Raw genomic sequence first — 12,513 nt, forward strand, 5'->3', positions numbered from 1 at the left:
GTTGCAGGGGCCGGGCGACCGGAAGCTCAGGCCGCGCTGGGGAAGGCCCCCGCGCCGGCGAGCCCGGAGCGCGGAGCCGTCTCCACTTTGGCGCAGATCCAGCGGCCCAGCTCGGTGGCGCGCACCGGATCGATGGAGGTATCGAACCCTGCGCGCCCCAGCATCCACGCCAGGTCCTCGGTGGAGACGTTTCCGGCGGCTCCGGGGGCGAAGGGGCAACCGCCCAGGCCTCCCACCGCGCTGTCGAAGACCCTGACGCCGGCGGCCATCGCCGCATACGTATTGGCGAGGGCGGTGTGGCGGGTCTCGTGCAGATGCGCCCGCAGCTGGACGTCCGTTTCGGAGCGCAGCGCTGTGAACAACTCGCCCACCTGCCACGGGACGGCGCAACCGATGGTGTCGGCGAGCGCCAACTCTGCCAGGCTCCCGCGCCGCAGGGCACTCCGGGCCACCGACAGAACCTGCTCCTGCGGAACATCGCCCTGGTACGGGCAGCCAAATGCGACGGCGGCCGTCACGGTGAGTGGAATCGCAGCCGCCGCCGCGATTGAGGACACCTCCTCCAGGGAGTCCAGGGCCGCCGCGACAGTGGTGTTCTGGTTTGCCGTTGCGAAGGCATCCGTCACGGGCAGTACGTAGTTCATCTCGTCCACGCCCGCATCCACGGCCCGGAGGGCGCCCCTGGTGTTCAGGACCAACCCGATGAAGCTCGCACCCCTGTCGCGGGGCACACCTGCCATGACGGCATCGGCATCGGCCATCTGCGGGACTTTCCGGGGGTTCACGAAGCTGACCGCTTCAATCCGCCTGGCCCCGAGTGAGATGAGCTCGTCGATGAGCCTCAGCTTGTCCTCAGTACTGACCGGCACCTTCTCGTTCTGGAGTCCGTCCCGGGGGCTGACGTCCACGATGGAAACGGACCGTGCTGCTTGTACATCAGTCATCAGATCGCACCTTCGTCTTTGGCGTCCTGCAGTTCCTCGTCGGAGAGCCCGAGCAGCCCTCCGTATATTGCCCCGTTGTGCGAGCCCGGAGTCAACGGCCCGCTCCAGGCGATGCCCCCCGCGCTCCGCGTCAGCCGGGGAACGATCCCGGGCTGGACCACGGTGCCCAGCTCCTCATCCTGCACTTCCACCAGCATCTCCCTGGCGCGCAGCTGCGGGTCGGCAAAAATTTCCTCGATGCTGCTGACCGGGCTGTTCGGCACGGAGTGCCGGTCCAGGAGCGAGGTCAGCTCGGGCTCGCTGTAACCGGCGGCCCACCCGGCAATCAGGGATTCCAGCTCCTCCTGGTGCACGCCCCGCGCCGCGTGGTTGCTATAGCGCGGATCCGACGGCAGTTCCGGGCGTCCCATGGCGGCCGCAAGCCGCACAAACACCGAATCCTGGTTCGCGGCGATCACGACCCACTTGCCGTCGCTGGAACGGAAGATGTTCGACGGCGCGATCCCCTTGAGCCCTGATTCGCTGGGACCCGGAATCACGCCCGCGGCGGCGTAGTCCGGGACGGCGCTCTCCAGAAGGGAAAAGCAGGCTTCCACCAGCGACACGTCCACTACTTGGCCGGTGCCGCCGCGCGCGTCCCGCCAGTACAGGGCCAGCAGAATGCCCTGCAGCGCGTAGAGCGAGGCAAGGCTGTCCCCGAGCGAAATGCCGGTGCGTGGAGGTGCCTGGTCCGGGTAGCCGTTGAGGTACCGCAGCCCTCCCCTGGCCTCGGCCACGGAGGCGTAGCCCGGCTTCTGGGCGTCGGGGCCGGTCTGTCCGTAGCCGGATACCCGGGCGATGATGAGCCCGGGAGTCACCTTCCAGAGTTCCTCAGGTGCAAGGCCCAGGTGTTCCAGCGTTCCGGGACGGAAGTTTTCCAGGAGCACGTCGGCTTCCCGGCAGAGCTCAAGGAAGATTTCACGTCCGCGCGGCGCCTTCAGATCGAGGGTCACGCACTTCTTCCCGCGGGATTGCACCGACCACCACAACGTGTGCCCGTGCACCCGCGCCCTGCCCCACTCCCGCATCGGGTCCGGCCGGCTGGGCGATTCGATCTTGATGACCTCAGCACCGAAGTCGGCCATCTGGCGGCCGGCGAAGGGCCCCGCAATCAGCGATCCGAGTTCCAGGACACGTACACCGGCCAGAGGCGCGGCGGTGTGCGGAATCCCGGTTCCGGCCGCGGCACCGGGCTCGCCGCCTCGTGAGGCGGTTTCGAAAACCTTCACCATGTCTCGGACTCCTTGTTCTGCCGGCGCCGGCACTCCGTGGCGGACGTGGCGGGTCTGTTTAGCGGGGAGCCTAGTGAGCCGCTCCTCGCCGCCGCCAGACTATTTCACATTGTGGACCTAAATCCACGATGTGGATAGAGGGGTGGTCGGGATCGTTCCCCCGATGACTCGTGTCGATTCTTCAGCGGCCGCAAGGACGGGCTCGACCCATGAGGCACAGACGTCGTACGGCATCCGCAGGGCCGGGCCCATGACGGTGAGCGCCCCGTACAGTTCGGCCTGCGGTCCGAAGATCGGCGCGGAGATCCCGCTCGCACCCGAGACGCGCTCGCCCGTGGTGATGGCGAAACCGTCCGCCCGGGTCTTGGCGACGGCGGTCTCCAGGCTTGCGGCGTCCGTGATCGTCCGGGCGGTCAACGAGTGGAGCCCGGAGCGGTAGATCTGCTCCGCCACGTCAGGGTTCCAGGCGAGGAGGACACGTCCGGCCGCCCCCACGTGGAGCGGCATGATCTCACCCACCTGCACCACCCTGCGGAGCATGCGCCGGGTTTCCGCCAGCGCTATGCACACCCGGCTCCCCTGCGATTGGCGGAAGATGCACGCCGTCTCACCCAGCTCATCACGAAGGTGCCGCAGCACGGGGGTGAGCAGTTCGAGGTAGTCGAGACCCTGGCTGGCCGGGGCCGCCCAATGGGCCATCCGGACGCCGACCCGAAACTTGTCCCCCTGGCGGTCCAGAATGCCCTCCTGCACCATGTTCGCCACGAGGCGCTGCACGGTCGAGTGGGGAATGCCGGTAGCGCCACGAAGTTCGGCCAGGGAAAGCTCCGGCTGGGCAAGCGAAAAAGCGTCCAGGATGGAGGTGATTTTTCGAAGAACCAGCAACGGCGTGGCCGGGGATTCGGTGGGCGTCATGGAGAAAGTGTAAGAGCCTGCGGACGGGGCGCAGGCGCCGCTGGTGCGGCGCCGTCATGCTACCGCCCGGACGTTGAGTGTGACCCGGGTTACTGTTACCATCGGGTCCACATCATGGTGGCGAACCCACGATGTGGCAGGTAGGACCCGATGCGTCAGAGCCGACGCAATGGGCGTGGAGACGACAGACCCATGTCGACCCCCGTAAGGATCAGCAGCGAAAACAAGCGGCCAGCGACGGCCGGGAAGAGTGCAATGATGCCAGCTGCAAAGGCAGAAACGTCAACGTACGCGGTGGAGCTCACCGGGTGCACCAAACAGTTCCCGACGCCCGGCGGTGAGACCTACTTCGCCGTCCGCGACATCAACCTCAAAGTTGAGCCTGGCCGGTTTGTTTCAATTGTTGGCCCCACGGGATCAGGCAAATCCACCATCCTCAACATGGCCGCGGGACTGCTGAACCCGAGCGCCGGCGAAGTCAAGAGCTTTGGCGAGCCGGTGATCGGAGTGAACCGGCGGGCCTCCTACATGTTCCAGCAGGACCCCCTGCTGCCGTGGAAGACAGTGATCGACAACGTCAGCCTCGGCTTGACGATGGCCGGTGTGTCAAAGGCTGAAGCCCACTCGGAAGCGCGCCGGTGGTTAGAGAAGGTGGGACTCAAGAACTTTGCGGACCGCTACCCGCACCAACTCAGCGGCGGGATGCGGAAACGCACGGCCATCGCGCAGGCCTGGATTGTCAACCCGGACGTGCTGCTCATGGACGAACCGTTTTCCGCACTCGATGTCCAGACCCGTCAGATCATGGAAAACGAGCTCCTTCAGCTGTGGCAGGAATCCGGCAAGGCCGTCGTCTTCATCACCCATGACCTGGACGAGGCCATCGCCCTTTCCGACGAGGTAGTGATCCTCGGGGCCGGCCCCGGAAGCACGGTCGTGGGAAGCTACGAAATCGACATCCCGCGCCCCCGGGACCTGCTGGACATCCGCGATGACCCGCAGTTCGTCACCCTGCACCGCGAGATCTGGGGCCGCTTGAAGCTCGAAGTGTCGAAGACCTACGAAACCGCCATGGCGGAAGAAGGTGAAGTCGCATGACTCTGCTGGAATCGAACAAGAACGGCCTCTCGGCGGCGTTGAACGGCGGCTCGCGCCGACGGACGCGCAGAACGGAGATGTCCCCGCTGGCGATGCGGAGCACGCAGCTGTTGCTCACCCTCGCCGTCCTCGGCGCCTGGGAGCTTTCCGTCCGCGCCGGAATAGTGGATGAATTTTTCTTCCCGCTTCCGTCGGACATCTTCCAGACCGTCTGGCTGTGGGTCTCGACCGGGTTCGTCTTTCCACATCTGTGGATCACTATGCAGGAAGCCATCCTCGCCTTCCTCGTCGGCGCCGCCGCGGGCCTGCTCCTGGGCTTCGTCCTCGCCCGGGTGCGTTTCCTCGAGCGCCTGCTGGACCCGTTCCTGCAGATGTTCAACGCCCTCCCCCGCGTGGTGCTGGCACCGATCTTCCTGCTGTGGTTCGGCCTCGGGATCTGGTCCAAGGTCGCCTTCGGCTTCACGCTCGTGTTCTTCATCGTCTTCTTCAACACCCTCGAAGGCGTCAAGAGCGTTGACCGCGTCCTCGTGGACAACGCACGGATGCTGGGGGCATCCGAGAAGCAGCTCCTCCGCCATGTCTTCATCCCCAGCGCCCTGACGTGGATCTTCTCCAGCCTGCACATCAGCGTGGGCTTCGCCATCACGGGCGCCGTGGTGGGTGAATACCTCGGAGCCTCCGCCGGTGTCGGTTATGCCATCGCCCAGGCACAGGGAGTCTTCGACACAAAGGGTGTCTTCGCCGGGATGTTCATCCTGATGATCGTGGTCCTCATTATCGACCTCCTCGTCAACCGCCTGGAACGGCACCTGCTCCGCTGGCGGCCTGTCCAGTCGTCCTAGCCAAGCCTCTTTGTACCGGCCGTCCGGCCTGCCTTATCCATCCACGCGTCCGGCGTTTCCGGGCCCGAACGAATCCACTACTACCGCTTAGAAGGGCCACCGATGACACAGAACGAATCCCGGCCAAGGCGCAGGAGCATCCTCCGGCCGGTCACCCTTGTTGCCTCCATTGCGCTGGCCCTTTCCGCCTGCGGCACTCCGGCGGCGGCGCCTCCCGGCCAGTCCGGCAGCGCCGCGGCCGGCGGTGGCAGCAGTTCCAAGGTGACCATCGGCGTCGGCGGCCAGACCCTGCTGACCTACCTCCCGACTACGCTTGCCCAGCAACTGGGCTATTACCAGGAGGAGGGCGTGACCGTCGAGCTCCAGGACCTGCAGGGCGGCTCGAAGGCACTGACGGCCATGATCGGCGGCAGCACCAATGTGACCAGCGGGTACTACGAGCACACCATCCAGATGCAGGCCAAGAACCAGAAAATCAAGGCCTTTGTGGATATGGGAAGGTCCTCCGGCCTGGTGCTGCTGGTCGCCCCCAAGAATGAGGGCACGATCAAGACCCTCGCGGACCTCAAGGGCAAAAACGTGGGCGTGACGGCCCCTGGCTCCTCCACGGACATGTTCATCAAGTACCTCCTCGCAAAGAGCGGCATGCAGAAGACCGACGCCGCAGTCTCGGCCATCGGCGCCGGCTCCTCGGCGGTTGCGGCCATGGAACAGGGCCAGGTTGATGCCGCCGTCATGCTCGAACCGGACGTGTCCGTACTGAGCAAGCGCATCGGACATGATCCGGTGATCCTCGAGGACGTCCGTTCCGCCGACGGACTCAAGGAAGTTTTCGAGACAGACGCGTGGCCGTCCTCCAGCCTCTACGCCAAGACCGAGTGGCTGGACGCGAACAAGGAAACGGCCGGCAAGCTCGCCAAGGCCATAAAGCGGACCCTGGAATTCATCGACGGACACTCCGGCGAGGAGATCGCCGCCAAGATGCCCGAGAATTACGCCGGCGGGGACAAGGCCCTTTACGCCAAGGTGATCGAGGACCTGAAGAAGACCCTCAGCAAGGACGGAACCTTCACGGAGAACGGCGTGCAGGCGGTGCTGAAGACCCAGCAGGTGGCCAACCCGGAGGTCGGAGACAAGGAGATCCAGCTGGCCGATACGTACACAAATGAGTTTGTGAAGTAGAACCGAGCCCGGCAGTTCCAGAGGCCCGCCATCCGGAGACGGGTGGCGGGCCCTTGCTGTTTCTGGCGCTGGCGGCTCCTTCACACGGCGGTGTAATTGCCGTTGAGGCAGTGCAGGAGCTCCATACTGGTGGGGATGTATACAACAGCCAGTTCAAGACGATGAATGATTGACCAACTCGGCCGCCGATCGACGATCGCCCTCCTGATCCATTCCGCGCTGATCCAGGCAGTCACATTCCTGGTCCGGCCGGCCGCCACCTACCGTGCGCTGGAGCTCGACGTTCCGGATTTCGCCCTCGGCCTGCTTGCGGCCAGTTACGCCGTCTTTCCCCTGCTCCTGGCGATTCCCACCGGCGGCCTTGTGGACCGCCTGGGCGAGCGCCGGCTCATGGCCGCCGGGTCCGCCGTCGTCCTTTGCAGTTCCTCTTTCCTCCTGCTTTGGGGAACGTCCGTTACATCCCTCGTCATCGGCACGGCGCTGCTGGGTGCCGGACAGTTGGCGTGCGTGGTGGGTCAGCAGGCAGTGGTGGCCAACAACGCCTCGGCGTCCCGCCTGGATTCGGCCTTCGGTTATCTGACGTTTGCCGCATCCCTGGGGCAGGCACTGGGGCCGCTGGCAATTTCCGTCGTCGCCGGCACTTCCGTCCGCCCCGATACCCAGGCGATCTTCGGGCTGGCCGCCGGCATGAGCGCGGCGCTCTTCGCCGGCACCTTCGCCGTATCCGCGAAGCCGGGCGGCAGGACGCGAACGGTCAAGGCGTCCGGGCGAAGCGGGGGCACCGTGTCGCTGCTGCGGACGCCGGGCGTGGTGCGGGCCCTGGCAACGAGTGCGACAGTCCTGGCCGTCGTCGACCTCACCGTGGTGTATCTCCCCGCGCTCGGCACTGAGCGCGGCCTCACTGCAGCCACTGTGGGCTTGATGCTCGCGGTCCGGGCCGTCTTCTCCATGGCCTCGCGGCTGGGGCTGGGCAGAATGTCCCGGAAGCTGGGGCGGACGCGCCTGCTGGTAACCAGCCTTGCCATCTCCACCTTCGCTCTGGCGGTGGCCGCAATTCCCATGCCGGTCTGGCTGCTGTTCGTCGTGATGGCAGCGCTGGGGCTCGGCCTGGGCATCGGCCAGCCGCTGACTATGTCGTGGCTTTCCGCGCAAGCACCCGATGGGCAGCGGGGGCGGGCCCTGGCCCTCCGGCTCGCCGGCAACCGGGCGGGGCAGGTGGTCCTTCCCAGCGCCATCGGAGGCGTGGCCGCGGGCCTGGGAGCGGCCGGCGTGTTCCTGGCTTCGGCCCTGGCTGTAGGCGGAACGCTCCTGCTGGTGCGCGGCGTACGCCTGGACGACCAGGACTCCTAGCGGTCTCCCTATGAAGGATCCGGGCGACGGGACCGAACCCGCCCACTGGCAAGCTTCCGTGGACCTGCCGAGGAGGTGTCACTGCAGCGCAATCCACTGTCGTATCCGTGCACTTCCTACCTCCGTGACGTTCGGACGACTACGGCGCTGTTACCATCACATTCAGGCAGCTCAAGGAGGATGTTTGCCATGGTTCACGCGACGCCGGGGGAACATGCCTCTCTTGCGTTCCCCGCTGTCGCCTCAAAGGCCCCGGAGGCTACCTGGAGCGAGACAGTCGAACGCTCACTACTCAGCTTCGATTTTGACTTCGATAAGCACCGTACGTTTCACGGGTCCGTGCAGAGCAAACCCTTCGCTGACATCGAATTCATCGACTTGAGCAGCGGCCGTCACGCCGCTTATCGCGACGAGTCCAAGATCCGCGCGGAAGACCGACCGGACTACTTGATGACTCTGCAACTCTCGGGGGAATTCCGTCTGACGCAGGACGGCAGAACTGCTGTGCTCAGGCCCGGGGAGTTCGCCTTCTACGATTCGACCAAACCAGCCACGGCGATTAGCAGCGACGACTACCGTTCGCTCTGCGTCAAGTTTCCGAAGAAGCTTCTCCGGTCGCTAGGCGACACACTCGCTGAACGGACCGCCACGCGACTTGACGCGGACGCCGGCCTGTCACCCTCGGTATGGGCGCTCCTGAGCACCCTCAATGCGACGGCGGACTCAGTTACAAATGTCAACCGCCATTCGACGGTCCGAGGCATCATGGGGCTGGTCGGCTCCATGTTGACCAGCCAGTCCGGCACCACCAACCCCCGCCGGCAAATCGAAACCCGCGACTCCCTGCTGGAACAGATCGGCAACTACATCGACGACAACCTGGGCAACCCGGAACTGGACCCGCAGGAAATCGCCCGTGCGCACTTCATCTCCGTCCGGCACCTGCACAGCTTGTTCCACGACGCTGGCCTCAGCGTTTCGGCTTGCATCAGGGACCGGCGGGTGGAGCGGTGCAGCAGTGATCTCGCCGACCCGCTACTCCTCAACGTGCCCGTTGCGTCAATCGCACGTCGGTGGGGCTTCAAAGGCGCTTCGCATTTTGGTCAGATATTCAAGGCTGCGACCGGATTTACCCCTGCGGATTTCCGCCAGATGGCGCTGAAGGAAACCAGCTAGGCCCTGCCTGAGCGTGCGCCGGCTGCGGCCCGAAACGGATTCGCATGCCGGGGAAATGGTCCATATCCAGCTGCCGTCACGTCTCCTATGCCAAGGTTGCGCGCATTCGACAGTCACCGGCACTCTCACGCTATTTAAGTGACGTGAAACACACGTACGGTAAAGCCAGCCCCAGAAATTCGGGTTACACGAGATGTCAAAGGAGACACCCATGGCCTACATTGAAGGCTCGCACCACGTGACGCTGTCAGTCGGCAACGCCCAGGAAGACGTGGACTTCCACGTTAAAACCTTGGGAATGCGCTTCATCAAGCGCACGGTACTTTTCGACGGCAGCACGCCGATCTACCACCTGTACTACTCCAACGCCAACGGCGACCCCTCCTCCGTTGTCACCACCTTTCCTTGGGCGCAGGCCGGGCTCTACGGCAAGCGCGGCACCAACCAGGCCCGCGAAGTCCTGCTGTCAGTTCCCTCCACCTCGTTGGACTTCTGGCACCAGCGCCTCAACGAGCACAAGGTCGACGTCCAGAACATCGAGGTGTTCGACCAGCGCCGGCTGGCGTTCCGCCACCCCTCTGGAATCGAATACGTCTTCGTGGGCAACGACGGCGACGAGCGCGAAGGCTTCGCGGGCAACGGTGTACCGGAAGAGCACGCCATCCACGGGATCCACGGCGTCGGCATCCATGTCACCACTCCGGAACGGATGGTCGACTTCGCCAACGACACGTTTTTCTCCCAGGGCAACCTCGCCGAGGAGGGAGACCGGGCCGTTTTCCAGATCGGCAATGCCAAGCACGGGAACCACGTCGAGTTGACCGCCAACATCTCCGAGGATCAGGGCACGTGGCACTACGGTTCGGGCACTTACCACCACTTCGCCTGGAACCTGGACACGTTGAAGAACCAGGACGAGGCCAAGTTCGGAATCGAAGGCGCCGGCTACACGGACATCTCCGAGCTCAAGGACCGCAAGTACTTCAAGAGCGTCTACGTCCGCAGCCCCGGCGGCGCGCTGTTCGAACTCGCCGTCACCCACGACGACGGCGGCTGGGACTGCGATGAATCCCCGCAGGAACTCGGCACCCGCTTTCAGCTCCCCGAGCAGTTCGAACACCAGCGCACCCAGATCTTTGAGCAGCTCGAGCACATCGACATCTAACGGCTCATTACGCAAAAGGAAACCAGTCCCGTGAGTGAACAGACGATCACAGCATCATCCCGCCTCCATGTCAGCAATGAATTTGACGCCCTCCTGGAGCGCCTGGACGCGATCACCCCCTTGCTGAAAGCCAACGCCGACGCGAATGAAGCCGGCGGAAGGCTCACCCCCGAAGTCGAAGCGGCGCTGCTCGACTCCGGCGCTTACCGCGTCGGAATCCCGGAAAACCTGGGCGGCTACGAGTTTTCGCCGCGCCAGGTTATAGAAACCATCGAAAAGATCTCCTACGCCGACGCCTCCGCTGGCTGGGTCTTCATGGCACTGCAGATGATCACCGGAACCACTGCCGCATGGCTCCCCGAAGAAGCCACCCAGGAGCTGTTCGCCGGGGACAACCACGCCTTGATCGCCGGACAAGGGACGCGGTTGGGAACAGCAGCGAAGGTCGACGGCGGCTATCGCCTCTCCGGCTCCTGGTCCTTCGCCTCCGGCATGCACCAGGCCACCCACATCCACACCGCTGCCTTTTGCCCGGATACGAACCAGGCCCTGGTCTTTACGCTCCCCAAGGAACAGGCAACGCTGATCGACAACTGGGACGTCATGGGCCTGAAGGCCACGGGCAGCATCGACTACGTGATCGAGGACGTCTTTGTCCCGGACAGCTTCACCTACGAGGTCTCGATCATGGATGCCCTCAACGGCGGCGCCATCTACCATCTGGGGCTCGCCAACATGTCGGGTATCTGCCACACCGGGTGGGCCCTGGGCGTGGCGCGCAGGCTGCTGGACGAGATGAAGGAACTGGCCGGCAAGAAGACGGGAGCTCCCGGGGCCACCGTCGATACGGACCAGTTCCATGCGGCGTACGCGAAGGCGGAAGCAACGCTGCGTTCGGCCCGCGCCTGGACCATGGAGGTCTGGGCGGACAACGAGGCGACCCTGGACAGGGGCGAGCTGCTTTCCACCGAACAGGAGACGCTCACCCGTCTCGCCCTGAACAACGTCACATGGTCAGCCCATGAGGTCACCATGGCGGTCTACAAGTGGGCCGCCACCGCGGCCCTTCGCTCGGGAGACATCCAGCGGTTCTTCCGCGACATGCACGCCGGCACGCAGCACGTTACCTCCGGCCCGGTGGTCCTGCAGAACTGCGGACGGCAGCTCGCCGGACTCGCGCCGAACGCGCGCTGGGTCTTCCTGGATCTCCAGGACCAGTAGGACCACACCTCGTCACACCGTCCGCGCGTGCCGGCTGCAGCGGCTGCCGGCACACGCGCAACAACCAGGAGCAATCGTGTCCACCACGTCACCCACTTCCCATTCCGCACGCCTCAGCGAGGAAATTACCGAAGGTCATTTCGAACAGACGCTGACCGCAGATGACTTCAAAGAGGCTTTCCGAAACCACCCGGCCGGCGTTTCCGTCGTGACCGCGGACCCCGGAGACGGGCCCGTCGGGCTGACGGCCACGTCCGTCTTCTCCGTCTCGACCACCCCGCCGCTGCTGGTCTTTTCCCTGTCGGGCCGCTCGTCTTCAGCTCCCGCGCTACGCCGGGCTGACACCGTCGTCGTCCATCTCCTCGGCGCTGACCAGATCGGCCTGGCCAAAACGTTCTCCACCTCCGGCATCGACCGCTTCGCTGACAGCAGCATATGGACCCGGCTGGTCACAGGAGAGCCTGTGCTTCCCACCGCCAATGCATGGCTCCGGGGCAGAATCGTCAACCAGATGGAGGCCGGGGACTCGACGGTCGTCGCCGTCCAGGTCCTGCAGGTCAAAATCCCCGACGCCGAGTCCCGCCCGGCCGGCCAGTCCCATCCGCTGGTTTACCACAACCGCACGTGGCACCAGCTCAGCGACAGCTCAGTGATGCCCTGATGTCGATTCCGACTCCGAAGGAATAGCGATGCCGCCCAATCCCCATCTTGCCCAGGAACCGATGCTCCAGGGGGCGCCCCCCGAAGCCGCGAACCTCACCGTCTACGCCGTTCACGGCCGTGGCCAATCCCCCGCATTCATGGCGGAACTGGCGGACCGCATTGGTCTTCCCGACATCGCTTATCTGCTTCCCGCCGCCCATGATTCGAGCTGGTATCCAGCCGGTTTCATGGAACCGCTCGATCAGAACCAGCCCAATCTTGACCACGCCCTGGAGGCCGTCGGGCACCACCTTGAGCGGCTCGCCGGGCAAGGTGCCCCGAAAGAGTCGGTTGTGCTGCTGGGCTTCTCCCAAGGAGCCTGCCTGCTTTCGGAATTCCTCCTGCGCAACCAGCACCAATACGCGGCCGTCGTGCTTCACACTGGCGGCTACCTTGGCCCCGTCGAACACGGCTGGCCGGAAAACGGCGGGCTGGACGGCGTCCCCGTGTTGATGGCCTCCTCGGCCAAAGATACGTGGGTTCCTCTGCCCCGCATCGAAGCGACGGCCACAGCCCTGGCCAAGGCGGGCGCCGCCGTCGAGCTTCACACCTACGACGACGCCGAGCACCACATCAACGATGATTCGGTTGCCCGGATCCGCAAACTGCTCACCAGCCTTATGACAAAGGAGTCCTGACATGCCTTC

The 12,513-nt window shown here is 64.8% G+C and carries 12 protein-coding genes; 9 read left to right on the forward strand and 3 right to left on the reverse strand.

From position 1 onward, the window contains the following. Window positions 1–26 precede the first annotated feature (26 nt). The 3 genes from QFZ65_RS18835 to QFZ65_RS18845 form a co-directional block, all read right to left on the reverse strand. Window positions 27–944 carry a hydroxymethylglutaryl-CoA lyase gene (locus tag QFZ65_RS18835; RefSeq protein ID WP_306912363.1) on the reverse strand — a complete coding sequence of 306 codons (918 nt, stop codon included), beginning with the start codon at window positions 942–944 and terminating at the stop codon, window positions 27–29. Next, a complete protein-coding gene (locus tag QFZ65_RS18840; RefSeq protein ID WP_306912365.1) occupies window positions 944–2,215 on the reverse strand; it encodes a CaiB/BaiF CoA-transferase family protein in 1,272 nt (423 codons plus the stop codon). Before QFZ65_RS18840 ends, QFZ65_RS18835 begins: the two co-directional genes overlap by 1 nt. A gap of 117 nt (window positions 2,216–2,332) precedes the next feature. Continuing rightward, complete coding sequence (locus QFZ65_RS18845) at window positions 2,333–3,130, reverse strand: IclR family transcriptional regulator (RefSeq protein ID WP_306912367.1); 798 nt, start codon at window positions 3,128–3,130, stop codon at window positions 2,333–2,335. A 258-nt stretch (window positions 3,131–3,388) separates the two neighbouring features. Here QFZ65_RS18845 and QFZ65_RS18850 point away from each other — a divergent pair, with 258 nt between their 5' ends. The 9 genes from QFZ65_RS18850 (at window position 3,389) to QFZ65_RS18890 (ending at window position 12,504) form a co-directional block, all read left to right on the forward strand. Beyond that, entirely contained in the window at window positions 3,389–4,228 is an 840-nt protein-coding gene (locus QFZ65_RS18850) for an ABC transporter ATP-binding protein (protein WP_306912369.1), read from the forward strand. Continuing rightward, on the forward strand, window positions 4,225–5,070 hold the full coding sequence (locus QFZ65_RS18855) for an ABC transporter permease (RefSeq protein ID WP_306912371.1): 846 nt from the start codon (window positions 4,225–4,227) through the stop codon (window positions 5,068–5,070). Before QFZ65_RS18850 ends, QFZ65_RS18855 begins: the two co-directional genes overlap by 4 nt. A 102-nt stretch (window positions 5,071–5,172) precedes the next feature. Further along, window positions 5,173–6,252: an ABC transporter substrate-binding protein gene (locus QFZ65_RS18860; protein ID WP_306912373.1), complete on the forward strand. Its 1,080-nt coding sequence runs from the start codon at window positions 5,173–5,175 to the stop codon at window positions 6,250–6,252. Between the two features lie 165 nt (window positions 6,253–6,417). After that, complete coding sequence (locus QFZ65_RS18865; protein ID WP_306912375.1) at window positions 6,418–7,602, forward strand: MFS transporter; 1,185 nt, start codon at window positions 6,418–6,420, stop codon at window positions 7,600–7,602. A 189-nt stretch (window positions 7,603–7,791) separates the two neighbouring features. Then, window positions 7,792–8,778, forward strand: coding sequence for a helix-turn-helix domain-containing protein (locus QFZ65_RS18870; protein WP_306912377.1), 987 nt, complete (start codon window positions 7,792–7,794; stop codon window positions 8,776–8,778). A gap of 211 nt (window positions 8,779–8,989) precedes the next feature. After that, a complete protein-coding gene (locus QFZ65_RS18875) occupies window positions 8,990–9,943 on the forward strand; it encodes a VOC family protein (RefSeq protein ID WP_306912380.1) in 954 nt (317 codons plus the stop codon). Window positions 9,944–9,973: 30 nt separating this feature from the next. Next, entirely contained in the window at window positions 9,974–11,164 is a 1,191-nt protein-coding gene (locus tag QFZ65_RS18880) for an acyl-CoA dehydrogenase (protein WP_306912382.1), read from the forward strand. 124 nt (window positions 11,165–11,288) lie between these two features. Then, window positions 11,289–11,825, forward strand: a complete 537-nt coding sequence (locus tag QFZ65_RS18885; RefSeq protein ID WP_306912641.1) for a flavin reductase family protein — start codon at window positions 11,289–11,291, stop codon at window positions 11,823–11,825. A 28-nt stretch (window positions 11,826–11,853) separates the two neighbouring features. Then, complete coding sequence (locus QFZ65_RS18890; protein WP_306912384.1) at window positions 11,854–12,504, forward strand: alpha/beta hydrolase; 651 nt, start codon at window positions 11,854–11,856, stop codon at window positions 12,502–12,504. The last annotated feature ends 9 nt before the right edge of the window (window positions 12,505–12,513 follow it).

The sequence above is a fragment of the Arthrobacter sp. B3I9 genome (genome assembly GCF_030816935.1).
Lineage (GTDB): Bacteria > Actinomycetota > Actinomycetes > Actinomycetales > Micrococcaceae > Arthrobacter.